This window comes from Massilia scottii, from assembly GCF_030846495.1.
Lineage (GTDB): Bacteria > Pseudomonadota > Gammaproteobacteria > Burkholderiales > Burkholderiaceae_D > Telluria_A > Telluria_A violaceinigra.
In genome coordinates this window covers 81,413-100,070 of record NZ_JAVCWM010000014.1, presented here as the reverse complement: position 1 = coordinate 100,070, position 18,658 = coordinate 81,413, and the positions used below count along the sequence as shown (strand labels likewise).

Annotated in this window: 21 protein-coding genes; 6 read left to right on the top strand and 15 right to left on the bottom strand. The window is 65.0% G+C overall.

Annotated features, from left to right (window positions below; all coding sequences use genetic code 11):
* Positions 1-136: 136 nt before the first annotated feature.
* Positions 137-778, bottom strand: a complete 642-nt coding sequence (locus tag RBA41_RS20130; RefSeq protein WP_306626038.1) for a TetR/AcrR family transcriptional regulator — start codon at positions 776-778, stop codon at positions 137-139.
* An 80-nt stretch (positions 779-858) separates the two neighbouring features.
* Between RBA41_RS20130 and RBA41_RS20125 the strand changes: the two genes are divergently transcribed.
* Together RBA41_RS20125 and RBA41_RS20120 are read left to right on the top strand one after the other, a co-directional pair.
* Positions 859-1,692: an inositol monophosphatase family protein gene (locus RBA41_RS20125; RefSeq protein ID WP_306626037.1), complete on the top strand. Its 834-nt coding sequence runs from the start codon at positions 859-861 to the stop codon at positions 1,690-1,692.
* Positions 1,689-2,306, top strand: a complete 618-nt coding sequence (locus RBA41_RS20120) for an NAD(P)-dependent oxidoreductase (RefSeq protein WP_306626036.1) — start codon at positions 1,689-1,691, stop codon at positions 2,304-2,306. The genes RBA41_RS20125 and RBA41_RS20120 overlap by 4 nt, the downstream gene beginning before the upstream one ends.
* Positions 2,307-2,371: 65 nt before the next feature.
* On the opposite strand, the gene RBA41_RS20115 is transcribed toward RBA41_RS20120, so the two are convergent.
* The 4 genes from RBA41_RS20115 to RBA41_RS20100 form a co-directional block, all read right to left on the bottom strand.
* Positions 2,372-3,277, bottom strand: a complete 906-nt coding sequence (locus tag RBA41_RS20115) for a hypothetical protein (RefSeq protein WP_306626035.1) — start codon at positions 3,275-3,277, stop codon at positions 2,372-2,374.
* Between the two features lie 48 nt (positions 3,278-3,325).
* The gene (locus RBA41_RS20110; protein ID WP_306626034.1) at positions 3,326-4,285 is read right to left on the bottom strand and encodes a hypothetical protein; all 960 of its coding nucleotides are present in this window, start codon (positions 4,283-4,285) and stop codon (positions 3,326-3,328) included.
* A gap of 35 nt (positions 4,286-4,320) precedes the next feature.
* Positions 4,321-5,022 carry a hypothetical protein gene (locus tag RBA41_RS20105; protein ID WP_306626033.1) on the bottom strand — a complete coding sequence of 234 codons (702 nt, stop codon included), beginning with the start codon at positions 5,020-5,022 and terminating at the stop codon, positions 4,321-4,323.
* A 335-nt stretch (positions 5,023-5,357) separates the two neighbouring features.
* The gene (locus tag RBA41_RS20100) at positions 5,358-5,582 is read right to left on the bottom strand and encodes a hypothetical protein (RefSeq protein ID WP_306626032.1); all 225 of its coding nucleotides are present in this window, start codon (positions 5,580-5,582) and stop codon (positions 5,358-5,360) included.
* 281 nt (positions 5,583-5,863) lie between these two features.
* On the opposite strand from RBA41_RS20100, the gene thrC reads away from it, so the two are divergent.
* From thrC to moaD, 3 genes are read left to right on the top strand one after another with little or no spacing between them, the layout of a single operon-like run.
* Entirely contained in the window at positions 5,864-7,339 is a 1,476-nt protein-coding gene (thrC, locus tag RBA41_RS20095; RefSeq protein WP_306626030.1) for a threonine synthase, read from the top strand.
* Positions 7,340-7,376: 37 nt separating this feature from the next.
* Complete coding sequence (locus tag RBA41_RS20090) at positions 7,377-8,600, top strand: molybdopterin molybdotransferase MoeA (protein WP_374709579.1); 1,224 nt, start codon at positions 7,377-7,379, stop codon at positions 8,598-8,600.
* A gap of 6 nt (positions 8,601-8,606) precedes the next feature.
* The gene (gene moaD / locus RBA41_RS20085) at positions 8,607-8,864 is read left to right on the top strand and encodes a molybdopterin converting factor subunit 1 (RefSeq protein WP_306626028.1); all 258 of its coding nucleotides are present in this window, start codon (positions 8,607-8,609) and stop codon (positions 8,862-8,864) included.
* Positions 8,865-8,869: 5 nt separating this feature from the next.
* Here the strand turns inward: moaD and RBA41_RS20080 are convergent, their stop codons facing one another.
* Genes RBA41_RS20080 through dctP form a run of 10 tightly spaced genes read right to left on the bottom strand, consistent with a single transcriptional unit; the run spans position 8,870 to position 17,795 of the window.
* Complete coding sequence (locus RBA41_RS20080; protein ID WP_306626027.1) at positions 8,870-9,766, bottom strand: ACP S-malonyltransferase; 897 nt, start codon at positions 9,764-9,766, stop codon at positions 8,870-8,872.
* Entirely contained in the window at positions 9,763-10,635 is an 873-nt protein-coding gene (gene mdcB / locus RBA41_RS20075; protein ID WP_306626105.1) for a triphosphoribosyl-dephospho-CoA synthase MdcB, read from the bottom strand. The genes RBA41_RS20080 and mdcB overlap by 4 nt, the downstream gene beginning before the upstream one ends.
* Entirely contained in the window at positions 10,635-11,279 is a 645-nt protein-coding gene (gene mdcG / locus RBA41_RS20070; RefSeq protein WP_306626026.1) for a malonate decarboxylase holo-[acyl-carrier-protein] synthase, read from the bottom strand. The genes mdcB and mdcG overlap by 1 nt, the downstream gene beginning before the upstream one ends.
* On the bottom strand, positions 11,263-11,979 hold the full coding sequence (mdcE, locus tag RBA41_RS20065; protein WP_306626025.1) for a biotin-independent malonate decarboxylase subunit gamma: 717 nt from the start codon (positions 11,977-11,979) through the stop codon (positions 11,263-11,265). Before mdcE ends, mdcG begins: the two co-directional genes overlap by 17 nt.
* On the bottom strand, positions 11,976-12,875 hold the full coding sequence (locus RBA41_RS20060) for a biotin-independent malonate decarboxylase subunit beta (protein WP_306626024.1): 900 nt from the start codon (positions 12,873-12,875) through the stop codon (positions 11,976-11,978). The genes mdcE and RBA41_RS20060 overlap by 4 nt, the downstream gene beginning before the upstream one ends.
* On the bottom strand, positions 12,872-13,186 hold the full coding sequence (mdcC, locus tag RBA41_RS20055; RefSeq protein WP_306626023.1) for a malonate decarboxylase acyl carrier protein: 315 nt from the start codon (positions 13,184-13,186) through the stop codon (positions 12,872-12,874). The genes RBA41_RS20060 and mdcC overlap by 4 nt, the downstream gene beginning before the upstream one ends.
* A 15-nt stretch (positions 13,187-13,201) precedes the next feature.
* Complete coding sequence (gene mdcA, locus RBA41_RS20050; RefSeq protein ID WP_306626022.1) at positions 13,202-14,869, bottom strand: malonate decarboxylase subunit alpha; 1,668 nt, start codon at positions 14,867-14,869, stop codon at positions 13,202-13,204.
* A complete protein-coding gene (locus tag RBA41_RS20045) occupies positions 14,870-16,219 on the bottom strand; it encodes a TRAP transporter large permease (RefSeq protein ID WP_306626021.1) in 1,350 nt (449 codons plus the stop codon).
* Positions 16,216-16,782 (bottom strand): TRAP transporter small permease, encoded by a 567-nt coding sequence (locus tag RBA41_RS20040; protein WP_306626020.1) that lies wholly within the window; start codon positions 16,780-16,782, stop codon positions 16,216-16,218. The genes RBA41_RS20045 and RBA41_RS20040 overlap by 4 nt, the downstream gene beginning before the upstream one ends.
* Positions 16,779-17,795: a TRAP transporter substrate-binding protein DctP gene (gene dctP, locus RBA41_RS20035; RefSeq protein ID WP_306626019.1), complete on the bottom strand. Its 1,017-nt coding sequence runs from the start codon at positions 17,793-17,795 to the stop codon at positions 16,779-16,781. The genes RBA41_RS20040 and dctP overlap by 4 nt, the downstream gene beginning before the upstream one ends.
* 187 nt (positions 17,796-17,982) lie before the next feature.
* Here dctP and RBA41_RS20030 point away from each other — a divergent pair, with 187 nt between their 5' ends.
* Positions 17,983-18,654, top strand: a complete 672-nt coding sequence (locus RBA41_RS20030) for a GntR family transcriptional regulator (protein WP_306626018.1) — start codon at positions 17,983-17,985, stop codon at positions 18,652-18,654.
* Positions 18,655-18,658: the final 4 nt, after the last annotated feature.

The following is an 18,658-nucleotide window of genomic DNA, read 5'->3' as shown; positions in this document are numbered from 1 at the left end:
TCAACTCCTTCTTGCCGGTTCAGCCACTTTAGCGAAGTTACGCTAGCTTGCAAGCCGCCGAGGTCAAGGAATTTCGCTTGTAACAATTGGTATGGATGCGTTTGCCCGTTCGGTGACTGCGGACACGGCAGCAAATTCAAGCGCCGGCGTTACGCGACAGCGCGTTCAGGTAGCCAAGCACCGCTCCTTCGATCGGATCGGCCAGGGCAGGTGTCGCCTGCGTTTCCACGCGCCCGGCAGCATCGGTCAGGGCGCTGATGAGTGCCATCAGTTCGCTGGCGGTGCGCGTGGCCCGCGCCGCGCCAACACCCGGATAGTCGACGAGAAAGGTCGTCAGGGCCGCGTGCAGGGCCAGCGCGTGGGCCGAGCCTGGTATCAGCGGCGCCAGCCGGCCTTGCTCTACATCGAGCAGCTTTGCCAGCATGGGGCGCCGTAACTGGTAGTAAATTCCTGCCTCGATGAGCGCACGCAGCGCGCGGCCCTGATTTTCTCCCTGCAAGGCGTCGGCCGCGGCGCGCACCAAGGCAGCCGATTCCCGTTCGATCAGCGCGATCGTCACCGCATCCTTGGTCGGAAAATACTGGTACAGGGAACCGATGCTCACGCCGGCGCGGGCGGCGATGGCATTTGTTGTATATCCTTCAAGTCCGTGCAGCTCAAGAATGTGAGCTGCCCCTTCCAGGATGGCGCCGACGGTATGGGCGGAACGGGGCTGGGATGGCGTCTTCCTTGGCGCCAGCCGGCGCACGACCGCCTTCTTCGATTGCGAGTTGTTCATGCGACAGCATGCTCATATCATTTCCGGGTCAAGTCAAGCGCAATATCGAGCCGCCTGACGCAACCAAGGAAGAACCACGCATGAACCATCCCGAATCCATTTCTATCCCGACCGCCAGCGACCAGGCGCTGCTGCTGCAGACCGTCGCCGCGGTGCAGGCGGCCGGCCACGCGGTCAAGTCGCTGTTCGACCCTGCCGCGCGGCCGCAGGGCATGCAGGAAATCGCAGCGACGATCGCGGCCAACGACGTCGTATCGATGACGATCCTGCGCGAAGCCCTGTCGCGCGCCCGCCCCACCGCCCGCTGGGACGAGGACGAGGAGGGCCGCGGCGCCTTGCCGCCGGGCGAGTGGTGGGTGTGCGATCCGGTGGAAGGGGCCATCAACCATATTCACGGCTTGCCGGACTGGGGCGTCACGGCGACGCTGGTGCGCGACAACGCGCCCGTGCTATGCGCGGTCCATCTGCCGCTCAGCGGCGCCACCTATACCGCGCTGAGCGGGGGCGGTGCGTGGCTCAACGGGACGCGCCTGAATGCCTCGTCGAAATCCGATTTGCGCACGGCCATGGTGGGTACCGGCCAGGCTGCGCCGGACGAAGGGACCGCTGCCTACCTGCACATCGGACGGTCGGTCGCCGCGATGCTGGAAGCGGCGCTGGTGGTGCAGGTGTCGGTGCCGTCCACGCTGCAGCTGATCCGCGTCGCGGCGGGCCATCAGGATCTGTTCTGGCAAGCCAGCCAGGTGCGCTCCGGCCTGCTTGCCGGCGCCTTGCTGGTTGCCGAAGCGGGCGGCCGGGTAAGCGATCTGCACGGCGCGCCGTGGAACACGGACAGCGGTGGCTTCCTTGCCGGCGCACCTGCGCTGACAGCGCCGGCGCTGGCCGTCCTGGCGTCGCTGGAAGCTGCGGCATGAACCTGGCCATTTTCGGCGCGACGGGGGCCACCGGCCGCCACCTGGTCGAGCAGGCGTTGGACGCGGGCCACCAGGTCCGGGCGCTGGTGCGCCACGCGGACGGTTTGCCCGTCGCGCATCCGCGCCTGCGGATCGTTGTCGGCACCCTTGCGCAGCCGGCCATCGTCGGCAGCGTGGTGCAGGGCGCCGATGCCGTCATCAGCGTGTTCGGCGCGCGCAAGGGCGACGCGTCCGCCATTTGTACCGAGGGCGCGCGCAGCATCATGCAGGCGATGACCACGGCTGGCGCGCGGCGCCTTGTCGCATTGAGCGCGTACGGCGCCTCGGAAACGCGGCATGCCTCCCTGTTCATCCGCTTTATCCGCAAGCTCATCGCCGCGAAGATGCGCGACAAGGATGGCATGGAAGCGCTGGTGCGCGACAGTGGGCTCGACTGGACCCTGGTGCGTCCTCCCATACTGACGAATGGCGCACGAAGCGGCAGCTATCGCGCCGGGACGGCACTCAAACCCGGCGTCGCGGGCAGGCTGTCGCGTGCCGACCTTGCCGCCTTCATGCTGCGCGAGGCAGGCGAAGGCAACTACATCAGGCAGGCGCTTGTGGTGTCGCAGTAGCCAGGCACGTTCGCAAAAGAGCGGGGCGCCGCGCTTCCATGCGGCGCCGCTGTTCCAGCCAGCCGCTACCGGAACGGTGAGATCAGCACCGATGACGCTTCCGCTTCCTTGCGGGCGCGGCAGCGGTCGAGCATGGAGCGCACGCCGGTCAGGTCGGTGCCGGACATCCGGCCGTACAGATAGCGCAGTCGGGACCGGTTCTCTTCGCCCTGCAGTGCCTGGTTCATTTCATAGGTGATCGCGTACGCAGCCTGCGCGCGCTTGCTGCCAAAGGTTCCGTTCAAATAGGCTTGCGCAAGCCACGCCGCCGCGCTGGCCGATCCGGCGCTGGCCGCATCCTTGCCGTAGCGTTCGGCGATCGCCAGGAGTCCGGCGATGTCGTTGGCCGACGCCCCGCCGACCGCCTGCTGCACGGCGGCGACTGTCGGCGCGTTTTTCGATACCAATAACTTTGCGGCAGTCGACCCCGCATCGGCCGCCGGGATGAGAATGTTGATGGGGTTGGCAAGCAGCCCGGCGGGAAGCCGCCGGCACCCGGCCGCGCCAATGTAACGGATGTCGTCGATCGAAAACTCCATGCTGTCGAGATAGCGCGTCGTGTTCGCACACGGCCTTACCTGCTGAAACAGCGCCAGTGCGGCGCCTTCATCGCCGCGCTGGGACAGCCCGGCCAGCGCCAACACATCCATGTTTCGGGCAAGAGCGGTACGGATGGTTTTCCGCACCTGTTCATCGGACGATGGGCCGGGGGCCTCGCGCAAGGGCGGCAGGCAAACGTCGCCTGCCACCGCTTGCGTCGCGGCGACGGCGGAGCTGGCATGCGCCGTTGTCGTGCCGGCGGTCGCCGGTGCCGCCATGTTGCTGCGTGCCGGCACCGGCGCAGCAGGCTTGTCGCGGGCCATCCAGAAGGATGCCGATATCAGCCCCACCGCACCCACGATAGCGGCTGCGGTGATGGTTGCCGCCGACATCGGCCGTTCTGCATGCTGACATGGTTGCACCGGATGTTTCATCGCACATCACTCGCTATCTGAAGAATTCTGGCGCCTGCCACCCATTGCCACAGTCGGATGGCTTATTCCGAATCCACGGTAAATCTGTTCCATATTCCCTCCCTCGGGCCATCGGGAAAACTCTTTCAACAACTTTCCATCCCGATAGAAAGCGAAGGTCGGGAGCGTGATACTCGATACCTCCGGCCATTCGCTGCGACTATGGATGAGCGCATAGGGCAAGGACGGATGCGAGCGGTTCCAGGCAATAAACGCGTCATAATCAAAACTCAAGTCCTGAATGGCCAACAGTTTGATGCGGTTTTTTAATAACGGACGCAGCGCTGTGTCGCTTTCCATCGCCAATACGGCATCGGTCGCAAAGTGACAGTGCGGCGACGCGAGTATGACAAGAAATATCCCATCCGGCATATCGACGGGGCGGCGGATCAGGCGCCGTGCTTCTCCTACTTGCCACTCGGTACGTTGTTTCGCGGATGACGGCAAGGGGTCGATGGATATGATACGCCGTTCCTGCGCACGTTTGTGGTAGCGCGATAGAAAAGCATTTGCGCCTTGGAAATCGCGAACCGCAAGGTATGCCTGCAACATGTTTTCATAATCCGCGGATTTTGCTATTTTCAATGTCGCCATGCGGCGAAAAATCTTTTCCATCAGCGGCAGTTTATTTTTATCAACCGTATAAAACAGCGTGGAAAGGGTTGCCTGAAACACGGGAAGCAGATCCTCATCCGGAATCGATCCGCCGATCTCCTTGAAGCTGCTGGAAAAGATTGCATCGATCATCGCTGCCTTGCGTCGTTCCGGCATGTCACTCTGCGCAACCGATGCGGAGGCCTCGTAATATCTGTCAAGACGCGCCTGCGCATCCGATGTTGCTGAGGCGTAGGTAGAGATCAGTAAAAGCGCCGTACCCGCCAGGAGCTTGCAGCGTGTGGGGGTTGGCTTCATCGTGGCCTCATCCATGAAATTCTGTTTCCCGTGGGACTGACGTCGGCAGATCAACATTTTGCTTTGCATATACTGTTGGTCTGGTGTGCGCATCCGCCGCCGCCCAATGTGCACCGGTAATTCCAGTAGTCTCCATTGGGCATGGGCTTCGGTTGAGGTTCCTGTCCGACAGGGTCCGATGGCCCTCCGCCGCTGCCACGGCCACCGCCGCCGCCCCCACCGCCCCCACCGCCCCCACCGCCGCCCGGCAGGCCGCCGCCCCCGGGAAGCGGCTGATCACACGTGCCCCATGCGGGGTCGAGGAAGCCCTGGCATTCCCCGTTTGCACTCTCCCAGCGCTCTGGCCTGGCGCTCGTTCCCCCCTGGGTCTGAATGGTGCTGACCGAGCTTTCCGATCCGAACAGGCGCAGCACCCGGGCGATTTTGGCCGGCGACAGCTCGCGCTGCAGGTCGGCGTAACTGAAACCGGAAAGACCGTGCTGGTTGAAGGTGAGACTGGACACAAAGCGTTCTCTCGCCGTTGGCGACAGCAGGTGCAGCGCATTCGATTGCGGCGGTACCATCTTCATGTATTGAATTAAATCGGCGTGGGATTTAATTGGGGCAACTTGCACCGATAAGGCGTCCTGGGCCTGTATCTGTGCTTGTCTTTCTTTGGCTAATGCCGTTTCGGAATGCGTTTGCGCACTTGCATGTGCGCTCAGGCCCAGTGCCAGCATCAGGCCGGTAGCGTACAGTCGGTATCGTTCCATGTGAATATCTCCTTTAATCAATTGTTTGGGTTATAGAGGGATATGGCAGGGCGAAAAAGCGTTAGTGCGAATAAGTGACAAAGATTACTGTGCATTCTTATGTCATCAGCCGCTATCTGAATCTATTTGCATCCATCGTACTATCCGCTTTTTTCTTCGTCCATCGTCGATTCGCATCAACCGTGACGTATATGCCACAAATGGGCGTAAATATTATTGCTGTGATTGGTGCTAGGTGCTCAGGAGATATTGTTTGACGGTATTCCGGTTATATTCGTGGCGGCGGAATATATTGAACACCGAATCGAATGCCGCCGAATGTTTTAATGGCTGAATCATTTCAGATGCCGTTGCACAGATTTCCAAAAAACGAGCGGGCCGGCATTTGCCGCTTTCCGATATTTTTCCTGGGGAAATAGCTGAGCGCACCAGCCAGCGCCGCCATTGATTGATTTGCCACTGCGCAACGCGGCGGCATCGCGGGGGCCGATTGGGAAACCTTGTTGGCGCACATTGAAACGGTCGCCGTCGCGACCTTGCTGGACCAGCACGTCTGGCAAGCCGGCCTGCCGCGAGGCGAAGTCTGCCCCTCGGATTCATGCCGCAAGCGCCAGCTCAGCGGCTGGCGCGCGCGCAGTCCACCGAAGTGGCGCGGCCCGGCTTGTCGGCGGTCGTTGAATCACCGGTAACGTTCGCTCGTGCTTTGTCCGGGGGGCGGGCGACCGCGTGCATGTGTGGAAAATGTCGCGATTTGCGCAAGGACAGTTCGTAGCAACTATAATAAACATTCGATCGCACTGTTCTGCTCCCTGCTGTTAGCCAAAACGGACCTACCAACTCTATGCAATACGTGTCTACCCGCGCCGCCAAGGCCGCCGCTTCGCAAGCTCCCCAACAATTCTCCGACATCCTGCTGGGCGGCCTCGCGCCGGACGGCGGCCTGTATCTGCCGGCCGAGTATCCGCAGGTGAGCGGGGCCGAACTCGATGCCTGGCGCAAGCTGTCCTACGCCGACCTGGCCTTCGAGATACTGAAAAAATTCGCGACCGACATTCCCGAAGCGGACCTCAAAAAGCTGACCAAGAAGACCTACACGGCCGAGGTCTACCGCAACGTGCGCAAGGGCGAAAAAAGCGCCGACATCACGCCGCTGCGCATCCTGGAACAGAACGGCGACAAGACCTTGATCCTGCAAGCGCTGTCGAACGGCCCGACCCTGGCCTTCAAGGACATGGCGATGCAGTTGCTGGGCAATCTGTTCGAGTACACCCTGGCCAAGGATGGCGCCGAACTCAATATTTTTGGCGCGACCTCGGGCGACACCGGCAGCGCGGCCGAATACGCCATGCGCGGCAAGAAGGGCATCCGCGTGTTCATGCTCTCGCCGCACAAGAAAATGAGCGCCTTCCAGAGCGCGCAGATGTTCAGCCTGCAGGACCCGAACATTTTCAACATCGCCGTCGAAGGCGTGTTCGACGATTGCCAGGACCTGGTCAAGGCGGTGTCGAACGACCTGCCGTTCAAGGCGAAGCAAAAAATCGGCACCGTCAATTCGATCAACTGGGCGCGCGTGGTGGCGCAGGTGGTGTACTACTTCCGCGGCTACCTCGCGGCCACCACCGACAATGCGCAAAAGGTCTCGTTCACGGTTCCGTCGGGGAACTTCGGCAATATCTGCGCCGGCCACATCGCGCGCATGATGGGCCTGCCGATCGACCGCCTGGTGGCCGCCACCAACGAAAACGACGTGCTCGACGAATTCTTCCGCACCGGCGTGTACCGGGTGCGCAAGTCGGCCGAGACGTACCACACCAGCAGCCCGTCGATGGACATCTCCAAGGCGTCCAACTTCGAGCGCTTCATTTACGACCTGGTCGGGCGCGACGCCGAGCGCGTGCGCGCGCTGTTCCACAAGGTTGAAACCGAGGGCGGCTTCGACCTGTCGGGCAAACCGGGCAGCGATGGCGACGAATTCAAGCTGGTATCGAACTACGGCTTCTCGTCGGGTAAATCGACCCACAAGGACCGCCTCGACACCATCCGCGACGTGCAGGACGACTTCGACATCACCATCGACACCCACACCGCCGACGGCATCAAGGTCGCGCGCCAGTACATGGCACCGGGCGTGCCGATGATCGTGCTCGAAACCGCGCTGGCGGCCAAGTTCAACGAAACGATCCTCGACGCGCTGGGCGTGGACGCCGAACGCCCGCCCGGCTTCGAGGATATCGAATCGCTGCCGCAAAAGTTCGTCGTCATGCCGGCCGACGTGGCGCAGATGCAGGCTTATATCGCCGCCAACACGGGTTTGTAAGGGCATGGCGAACGAACCGCAACAGAGCCGCCCGCCCATGCTGTCGGTGCGCGAGGCGCTCGACTTCCTGCAAGGCGCGGCGCGTCCCGTGCTCGATACCGAAGTCGTGCCCACCCTGGGCGCCAACGGCCGCGTGCTGGCCACCGCCCAGGTCTCGACCATCGATGTGCCGTCCGCCGACAACACGCAGATGGACGGCTACGCCGTGCGCGCGGCCGACTGCGCAAGCGGCGCGGCCACGCTGACGGTCACCCAGCGCATCCCGGCCGGCACGGTGGGCAAGCCGCTCGCCCCCGGCAGCGCGGCGCGCATCTTCACCGGCGCCATGATTCCGCAAGGGGCCGACGCGGTGGTGATGCAGGAACAGTGCGAAGCGGGTGCGGACAACAGCGTCACGGTCAGGCACGCGCCCGAGGCGGGCGAATGGATACGCCGCGCCGGCGAAGACATCGAAGCCGGCGGCGCCATCCTGGCCGCCGGCACGCGCTTGCGCAGCCAGGAGCTGGGCCTGGCCGCCTCGGTCGGTCTTGCCAACCTGCCGGTGTTCCGCAGGCTGCGCGTGGCGGTGTTTTTCACCGGCGACGAATTGACCATGCCGGGCGAAGCGCCGGGCGGACAACTGGCGCCGGGCGCCATCTACAATTCCAACCGCTTTACCCTGCGCGCGCTGCTGGAAAACCTGGGCTGCGCGATCAGCGACTTCGGCATCGTGCCCGATACCCTGGAAGCGACCCGCGAGACCTTGCGCAGCGCCGCGCGCCAGAACGATCTGATCATCACCTCCGGCGGCGTCTCGGTCGGCGAGGAAGACCATATCAAGCCGGCGGTGGAAGCCGAAGGGCGCCTGAACATGTGGCAGATCGCCGTCAAGCCGGGTAAACCATTGGCTTTCGGCGAAGTCGATCGCGCCGGCGGTTCGGCCTTTTTCCTCGGCCTGCCGGGCAATCCGGTATCGAGCTTCGTCACCTTCCTGCTGTTCGTGCGCCCCTTCATCCTGCGCTTGCAGGGCGTGTGCGGCAAGGTGGAGCCGCGCGCGTACGCCATGCGCGCCGATTTCGACTGGCCCAGGGCGGACCGCCGCAACGAGTTCCTGCGCGTGCGCATCAACCACGCCGGCGGGCTCGATCTGTTTCCGAACCAGAGTTCGGGCGTGCTCACGTCCACCGTCTGGGGCGACGGCCTGCTCGACAACCCGGCCGGCCGGACCATCAAGGCGGGCGACATCGTGCGCTTCATTCCATTTAGCGACTTACAGCATTAGGCATCAATGAACATTACACTGCGTTTTTTCGCCAGCGTGCGTGAAGCACTCGGCACTTCCCAGGAAACGGTGGCCCTGCCGCCGGGCATCGACACGGTCGCCCAGGTGCGGCGCCACCTGATGGAACGCGGCGAGAAATGGGCGCTGGCCTTGTCGGAACAGCGCCCCCTGCGCACGGCCTTCAACCAGGTCATGTGCGGTCCCGACCAGGTGATCGAAGAGGGCGCCGAAGTGGCGTTTTTCCCGCCGGTGACCGGCGGCTGACGCTTCTATTCCTGCCGCGCGACCCAGGCGGCAACGCCCTCGATGCTGCGAAAGTCCGCCACCGAGCGGCATGCAATGTGCGGATGACGCGCCTGCATCATGCGCGCGAGCGCGGCGCCCGGCCCCAGTTCCAGCGCCACCGTGGCGCCGGCTTCGACCGCCGCATCCATGCAGTCGCTCCAGCGGATCGTCTGCACCAACTGGCGCGATAATGCATCTATGGCCTCCTCCCGGGTGCGCAGGGCCAGCGCGTTCACGCCGCCCAGCACCGGACAGGCCGGCGCGGCGAAGCGCAGCGCTGCCAGGGCCGCGTCGAACGCGCAGCGCGCTGGCGCCATCAGCGAGGTATGCGACGCCACCGCGACCGGCAGGCGCTGGAACTTTGCGCCTTCGGCCGACACTGACTCGCCCAGCGCCGCGAAATTGTCTTCCAGGCCCCCGGCAATGCAGGCATCGGCATCGTTGACGATTGCGATTTCGTATCCGTGGCGCGCGGCCAGTGCACCGGCCTTGCCGACCGCCAGAGCGCTGATGGCGGCCATCGCGTGGGGCCGACCCACGCGCGCCGCATGATCCATAGCCGTGGCCCGTACGCGGCTCAGGGCTATCGCGTCTGGCGGGGCAATCGCTCCCGCCACCGACCACGCTGCCACTTCGCCGATGCTATAACCGGCAGCGAGCATCGGCGCCGGAAGGTGCGCGCGCAGCGCTTCCCATACCGCCAGCGCGCAAGCGACAATCGATGGCTGGGCGACCGCGTTATCGAACAGCGTCGCCGCGTCAGGAGTGATTCCGGCCTGGTCGAGCAGGGCGGCGGCCTTCGGATCGGTGCGCGCCAGGTCGAACATGCCGGCGTGCTGGCCGCCCTGGCCCGGGCACATGATGAACAGGCCGCGCGTCATCGCTCGTGCTCCGCCGTCAGCGCATGCACGAAGCAGCTTGCCGCCAGCAGGTCGGCGGCGCCGCCGGGCGACAGATTGCGCTCGATGAACGCGCGGTGAATCGCCAGCGCGTGCGCCTCCCAGCCGTGCGATGCGGTGCCGCCGGCATGGCGGAACGCGCTGGCCTGGATGCGCACGAAGGCTGCGCCCTGCGGCCCGCCGCGGTGTACCACGTTGGTATCGCTGACATCCATCATCAGCGCGAACAGCGCGTCGATGCGCGCCTGCCTCGGTCCGCGTCCTTCGGCCAGCGTGCGCCGCAAGGCGCCCAGGCCCGTGCGAAAGACCGAGGGCAGGCCGTTGGCCGCTTCGTGGCGCGCGCCGCTGGTGCCGTGCAGGGCCGCCGCGCTCAAGCCGTGCGAGCGTTCGTCGACAGGTGCGGTGTGGTTTGCCAGCTCCTTGCCCCATCCCGTGCGCAGATGCGATTGCAACGCCGCCGCCGTCATCTCGCCGCCATGGGCGCAGGCGCGTCCGGCGGCGGCGCACAGCAGGCCGATGCTGAAGATCGCGCCGCGATGGGTGTTGATGCCGCCGGTGGCGCGCAGCATGCGCTGCTCGGCCTCGATGCCGAGCCGCTTGAGCGTGGCGAACGGTGCCTCGTTGCTGCCCGCCTGGAAGATCAGGCGGAAGTAATGACGCAGCGAGAACAGGCTGCGCATGAAGGTGGCCGCGTTCATGTCGGTGTGGCTGCCGTTGTCGACCAGCGAAACGAGCCCCGGTTTGGGATACAGCGCCAGTTCGGCGTACAGGCTGGCGATTGCAAGGCGTGCGGCGCGCCGCCCGGATCGGCGTACATCGACTATGCGCGTGGCGGGAGACAGCGTGTCCATCATCCGAGCAGGTCCCGCAGCGAGGCCGTCGTAGCCAGCCGCACCATGTTGGCATCCTTGACCAGCACCCGCGCATCGTTGCCCGCCGCGTCGCGCCACTCCTTCCACGCCACCGCCGCTCCGCCCGGGAAAACAATCTCGCCGTCGAGTGGAAGGCGCGTCGCGTACGCTTGCAGCAGCTGCACGCCGGCGTCGAGTTCTTGCAGGCTCTCGGGCTTGAACAACAGGTCGATGTCGGAAGTTTCAGTCAGATAGTTCAGGCCCGTCACCGCCTGCAGGGCCAGCGAGCCATAGGCGCGCAGCGTAATGGGACCGGCGTCGGCCAGCAGCGCCGCCAGTGGACCTGCCCACCGCGCCGGCGCCACTGCGGCTGCGGCGCGCAGCGGCAGCGCATTGTCAACGCGCGCCACGGCATTGGCGTCCACCAGTAATGCAATGCGCAGTTTGCGGCCCGTATCCGGGGGCAGCGCCAGGCCCAGGCACAGTGTGCCGGGTGCCGCATCCTGCGTGCGGCGCGTGACGATCAGGGGCCAGTCATGGCCGCGCCATTGTTCGAGCGCCTGCGCATGTTCCGGCGCGGCGCCAGCGAGCGCGCCGGCCCATCCGGTGCCGCTTAGCCAGGCCCGGTCATGACGCGAGGTCATCGGACCCTGCGACGATGGCCTCGATGACCGGCTGCGCGAGCTTGCGCCCGCCGCGTTCCAGTCCACGTGCGCTGCGCATGTCGGCGGCGCCGGCGTCGCCGAACGCCTTGGCCAGGGCGGCGGCCAGCTCGCCATCCCAGATCGCCTCGATGCCGCCCATGCGGGCATAGTTTTCCGGCCCCGGCGCGAAGACGGGATTCGATGCGGCCAGTTCGGTGAGCCGTTCTTCGGGCACCTTGGTGATGCGCGCCATTGCGGGCAGCCCCATGACGCGAATGGTGGCGTCGGGCAGCGCGTAGCAGGCGTCGGCCATCATGCCGCTGGTGATAAACCCGCCGGAGAGCGCCTGGTCGTACACCAGGCCGACAATCTTGTGGCCCGAACGGCGCGCCAGATCGACGCATTTGCCCAGGTGCGCCATGTAGCTGTTGATGCCCAACATTTCATCGCGATGGCGCAGGCGCTGGCCCTGCGTGTCGACCAGGATCAGGATCGGCCGCCGGGGATGCTCGCGCACCGTGCGCAGCACGAAGCTGGCCTGTGCCAGCGCGATTTCGACCCCGATCGGCGCATGGTCGGTGGTGCCGACCACCGCGATATCGGCGCCGGCGACGCGTGCGCTGCCGCTGAGAAAACTGTCGCTTTCCGTGATTGCATGGCCTTCGGGGAACAGCTGCGCGGCCAGTTCGTTCCAGTTCATTGTGCGCCTCCCAGTGTGTGGCCCGCCGCGAGGGCGGAAAAGGCGCCGGCCTCCATCATCGGCACGGCGGCCGGGTCGGGCAGACCCAGTTCGCGCCAGGCGTCGAGCGGATCGGCGCAGCCGCCGAAGCGCGCGATGCGCTGGCCGAGCAATGCCTGTTCGGCCTCCAGCGCGGCCAGGCTCAGTTCCACGCCGGCGCGCCGGCTGTGCGCGATGGCGTTGATCGCCGCGGCGCGGAACGCCTGCACCTCGTCGGGCACGATGGCGTGGCAGTCGCCCATCAGGTAGCGGTGCTTGCCGCCGGTGGTGCGCCACACCAGCGCGCGGTCGCGCGAATCGAATTCTTCCACGCCCGACGCGGTTTCGATCACCTCGGGTCCGGACATGGCCAGCCGGCCTTCCTCGGACATGACAACCGCATTCGCGCAGCGCGCCACGATGCCCATGCCGCCGAAGCAGCCGTTCGAGCCGCCCACCAGCGCGACCACCGGTATGCCGGCGGCGCGCGCGTCGAGCAGGGCGCGCATGACTTCCGAGACGGCGATCAGGCCTGCATTGGCTTCGTGCAGACGCACGCCGCCGCTTTCCAGCAGCAGCACCACAGCGCCGGCTTGCTCTTGCACCGCGCGGCGCAACAGGCCGGTGAGCTTGGCGCCGTGCACTTCGCCCACCGCGCCGCCCATGAAGCCACCTTCCTGCGCGGCGCACAGGACCGGCTGGCCATCGAGCAGCGCGCGGCCGACCGCCACGCCATCGTCGAAGGCGACCGGCGCGTTCAGCTGCCCCAGGTGCGGGCTGGCCACGCGCGCCGACGGCGGCAGGAATTCCCTGAAGCTGCCCTGGTCGAACAGGCGCGCAAGACGCTCGCGCGCGGTCAGTTCAAGATAGCTGTTCACGGTGCGTCTCCCAGCATGGTTTGCACCGCCTGATCGAGCCGCAGGCTGACCACGGCGGGCGTCGCGCCCATGTCGTTAATTGCGATGCGCGCATCCTTCAGTTGCCAGCGTTCGTGAAAGTCGCGCATGACCGCTTCCCACGTCGCGCCAAAGCCCACGGCGGCGGTGCTGATGTCGATCGTGCAGGCGCCACCGAGGGGCGCCGATTCGATCAGCACCTCCAGGTTGCCCGAGCCGACCACGCCGACCACCTGCGCCTGCGCCGGCAGCGCGCGGCTGCCTTGTTCGAAGCAATATGCGAGCGTTTCCATCGATGTCTCCTGTTTTTACCAGTTGCGAAAGCGCTTCGGCGGGTTGTACAAACCACCGGAGGCGCGCACCAGGTCTTTCATGTTCCTGGCGGCGAGCAGGTCGCGCGTGGCGAGCCGCTTGTCGACGCCGATATCTTCCGCGCGCTGGATAATACCGCGGTCGCGCAGGTTCTCCACCATGCGGCGGTCGCGCCCCATGCCCACCGGCGTGTAGCCGGCCACGCCGCGGATCGCCTGTTCGCGCTCCTCGTCGCTGCGGCACAGCAGCAGGTTGGCGATGCCTTCCTCGGTCAGGATGTGGGTGACGTCGTCGCCGTAGATCATTACCGGCGGCAGCGCCATGCCGGCCTGCTCGGCCAGGTCCCAGGCATCGAGCCGGTCGACGAAGGCCGGCTGCATATGCTCGCGGAAGGTCTCGACGATCTGCACCACCAGTTTCTGGCCGCGCGGGATGGTGTTGCGGCCCTCGCGCGCCTGCTGGCCGGCTTTCAGCCACGCCGGGCTGGCGTGACGCCGTCCGCGCGCGTCCGCCCCCATGTTGGGCGCCCCGCCGAAACCGGCGATGCGGCCCTGGGTCGCGGTTGATGAGTTGCCCTGCAAATCGATTTGCAGGGTCGAGCCGATGAACATGTCGCAGGCATAGTGCCCGGCGGCCTGGCACAGGGCGCGGTTGCTGCGCATGCTGCCGTCCGGCCCCGTGAAAAACACGTCGGGACGGGCGCGGATGTAGTCTTCCATGCCAAGTTCCGAGCCGAACGAATAGACCGATTCGACGAAGCCCGATTCGATCGCCGGAATCAGGGCCGGATGGGGATTGAGCGCCCAGTGGCGCGCGATCTTGCCCTTCAATCCAAGCGATTCGCCGTAGGTCGGCAGCAGCAGTTCGATGGCCGCCGTGTCGAAGCCGATGCCGTGGTTCAGGCGTTCGACCTGGTAGGGCGCGTAGATGCCCTTGATGGCCATCATCGCCATCAGCACCTGGATTTCCGAAATCTGGGCCGGGTCGCGCGTAAACAACGGTTCTATATAGTAGGGGCGCGGCGACTGCACCACGAAGTCGACCCAGTCGCCCGGAATGTCGACGCGCGGCAGGGTGTCCATGATGCGGTTCACCTGCACGATCACGATGCCGTTCTTGAAGGCCGTGGCCTCGGCAATGGGCGGCGTGTCTTCGGTATTCGGGCCGGTGTACAGGTTGCCGTGGCGGTCGGCCGCTTCGGCCGCGATCAGGCACACGCGCGGCGTCAGGTCGATGAAGTAGCGGCTGAACAGCTCAAGGTAGGTGTGGATCGCGCCGATTTTCAGTTTGCCGGCGGCGAGCAGCTTGGCCACGCGCGCCGCCTGCGGTCCGGAGAAAGAAAAATCGAGGCGGTCGGCGACGCCGCGCTCGAACACGTCGAGGTGCTGCGGCAGCGCCAGCACCGATTGCAGCATATGCAGTCCGTTCACGCGCGCGGGGTCGAGCTGGGCCAGCGCCTGGCCCAGAAAGTCGGCCTGCTTCTGGTTGTTCCCTTCGAGGCAGACGCGGTCGCCGCGCTCGATGACGGCGTACAGCAGGTCCGGCAGCAGCGCCGCCGGCAGCGCCTTGCCGTCGAGCGCACCGCCAAGCGAAGCGCCGGCGCGCGCCAGGCGTTCGGCGCGGTTGGTTTGCAGCGTGTTCCACTTCGCTGGCGATGCACTCATCTATTTTGCTCCCATCATCATGTCAGGCAGGCCGGTCGCGATCGAGGGGAAAATGCACAGCAGCACCACCGCAACGAACATCAGGCCGAGGAAGGGCATGACGCCCCAGATCACATCCTTGAGCGGAATATCGGGCGCGATGTTCTTGATCACGAAGATATTCAAGCCCACTGGCGGATGGATCAGCCCCATTTCCATCACCACGGTCATCACGACGCCAAACCAGATCAGATCGAAGCCGGCGTCCTTGAGCGGCGGCAGGATGATCGGCGCGGTCATCAGGATAATCGAGACCGGCGGCAAAAAGAAGCCCAGCACCACCACCATCAGCAAAATCACCGTCAGCAGCACCCAGCGCGACAGGTGCATGTCGACCACCCACTGCGCGGCCGACTGGCTGATATGCAGGTAGCTCATGACATAGGAATACAGCAGCGACATCCCGATGATCAGGAGCAGCATGGTCGATTCCTTGATGGTCGAGGCCAGGATCGGCGACAGGTCCTTCGGCCGCCACACATTGTAGACCACGGCGATCAGCACCAACGCCAGCAGCGCGCCCAGGCCGGCCGTTTCGGACGGCGTGGCGTAGCCGCCATACAGCGCCACCATCACCCCGATCAGCAGGATGATGAAGGGTAGCACGCGCGGCAGCATCTCGACTTTTTCGCGCAGGGTGAAGTGCTCGGTGTCGAGGTAAGGCGACTTGTCGCCGCCCGCCTCGTAGATGGCCTTGGCCATGGCGTACTCTTTGCGTGCGCGGAACACCGCGTAGCCGGCGAACAGGGCGACGAGCAGGATGCCGGGGCCGATCCCGGCCAGGAACAGGCGTCCGAGCGACTGTTCGGAGGCGACCGCGTACAGGATCATGGTGATCGACGGCGGCAGCAGGATGCCCAGCGTGCCGCCGGCGGCGATGATGCCGGCCGCGAAACCGGGCGAATAGCCGCGCTTGCGCATTTCGGGAATGCCGGCCGAGCCGATGGCCGAGCAGGTCGCGGGCGACGAGCCGGCCATCGCCGCGAACAGCGCGCACGCAAACACGTTGGCGATGCCGAGGCCACCGGGGATCTTGTGCAGCCAGGTGTGGATGGCCGAATACAAGTCCTTGCCGGCCGGTGACTTGCCGATCGCCGCGCCCTTGAGGATGAACAGGGGGATCGAGAGCAGGGTGATGGAGGCCATTTCCTCGTACACGTTCTGGGTCACCGTGTCGAGCGAGGACGCCGGCATGAAGAAGTACATGAACGTAATGGCCACCACCCCGAGGGCAAAGGCGATCGGCATGCCGGAGCACATGACGATCAGGGTGACGGCGCCGTACAGGGCGCCAAGGGTCAGGTCGGTCATGGCGCGCTCCGTTGGCCGGCTGGCTTGTTGGTGATGTGGGTCAGAACCTGGATCAGGATCTGCAGGGTCAAGATGGTCATCCCGAGCGACATCATGCCGTACGGGATCCACAGTGGCGGCGCGAAGGTCGACGAGGTGGTCTGGCCGTCGACCCAGGCTTCATGGAGCAGGGTCCATGATTTCCAGGCAAAGAAGGTGCAGAACAGGAACGACAGCAGGTCGATCACGAACAGGCGCACCGCGTTGAGCTTCGGCGGCAGCAGGGAAGACAGCGCCTCGATGCCGATATGGCCGCGGTACGACTGCACGTAGCCGGTGCAGAAGAAGGTCACGCCGACGAGCATGAACACTGCCGCTTCATCCTGCCAGTCGGTGGGCAGCTTGAAAAAATAGCGCGACACCACTGAATACGTCAGCACCAGCGCCGTGATGACGAGGGCCGCCATCGACAGCTTGAGCAGCATGCTGTTTAACCGGTCGAGCATGCGCGACACGGCTGCCAGGACCGGATGGTCCGGCACCGCCGGCCCTTTGGCCGGCGCCAGTTCGAAGCCGTGGCTCACAAGGTTTTCTCGGCCAGTGCCAGCAACCTGGCGCAGTTGGCGTTCTTCTCGCGGTAGTCGATCCACGCGGTGGTGCGCGCGATGGCTTGCCATTTCTTGACGATGGTGGCGTTCAGGTCGACCACCTTGGCGCCGGCTTTCTGGTACACCGCGGCGACGGCCGCATCGTCGGCCTGGGCCGAGTTGCGCGCGAAGCCTTCGAGCTCGCCGCCGACCGCCATCAGGATCGCCTGCTGTTCCTTGGTGAGGCGCTCGAAGATCGCCTTGGACATCAGCAGCGGCTCGAACATGAACCAGTACGCGCCGCCGCGGCCCGTGGTCAGCGATTTCGACACTTCCTCCAGGCGGAACGAGATCAGCGATGTGGACGAGGTCAGGGCCGCATCCATCGCGCCGGTCTGCATGGCGGCGTAGATTTCGTTCGACGGCAGCGTGACGACGGCGGCGCCGGCGGCCTTGAGGATCAGGTCCATCTCGCGCGAGCCGCCGCGCACCTTCATGCCGCGCACGTCTTCCGGCTCGACGATCGGCTTGCTGCGCGAGGCCACGCCGCCCGCCTGCCAGATCCAGCTCAGCACCACGATGCCTTTTTCGCCGAGGATGCGTGCCAGCTCCTTGCCCACCTCCGCTTTCTTCCAGCTGTAGCCCTGGTCGTAGGTGGTCACCAGGCCGGGCATCAGGCCGATGTTTACTTCCGGCACTTCGCCGCCGGCGTACGACAGCGGCACCAGCGACAGGTCGAGCGCTCCCTTGCGCATGGCCGAGAACTGCGAGTTCGTTTTCATCAGCGACGAACCGGGATAGACTGAGAACTTGAGCGTGCCCTTGCTGCGTTTTTCCACCTCGGCCGCAAACATCCGGCACAGGCGGTCGCGGAAGTCGCCTTCGTTGATGGTGCCGCCAGGGAACTGATGCGAGATTTTCAAGCTGGTCGTCTGGGCCCAGGCATTTTGCATCCAGAGTGGGCTCGTGGCGAGCGCGGCAAGAACGGTTCTGCGGGTCATTGCGGTCATACATCCTCCAAGATGATGGAAACTTCGCTAGGTAGCACTACTTCGAAAGACGACGGGACAGGCGCATGGCTTTGGCGTATGCAAGCGTCGTTTCTTGGTATACAGTAATATTTCTAAAAATACCTTGTCAAGTTCTATCGTGCTTTTATAATGAAATCTTGTATACAACCCGGTACAGTAAATACAAATGACAAGCCGTTCTGAAATACTCCGGGAAAAGATCGAAGAGTTGATTGCGGTCGGCGCACTCGCGCCCGGGCAGCATCTGGACGAGACCGAACTGGCTGCGCGCTTCGGCGTGTCGCGCACGCCGATCCGCGAAACCCTGATCCAGCTCGCGTCGATGGGATTGGTGGTGATCCGCCCGCGGCGTGGCGCGGTGGTGGCCGAACTCGGGCCGCACCAGCTGGTGGAGATGTTCGAAGTGATGTCGGAACTGGAGGCGACCTGCAGCCGGCTGGCGGCGCGCCGCATGACGCCGGCCGACCATGCCAGGCTGCTGGCCGCGCACCAGGCTTGCCGCGAAGCGCGCGACGCCAGCGATCCGGATGCCTACTACTACCAGAACGAAGCCTTCCACGAAGTCATTTACGCGGGCAGCCATAACCAGTTTTTGTTCGAGCAGACGCGCAACCTGTACCGCCGCCTGCGGCCCTACCGGCGCCTGCAGCTACGGGTGCGCGGCCGGGTCGGCGCCTCCTGGGACGAGCACGACGCCGTGGTGCAGGCGATCCTGGCCGGCGATGGCGAGAAGGCGGGGCAGCTCACCCGCGGCCACGTGATGATCCAGGGGCAGCGCTTCGCCGATCTGATGGCGTCCCTGCCGCAGCTGGCGGCGGGCGCGCTGGTGCGCTCCTGACGAC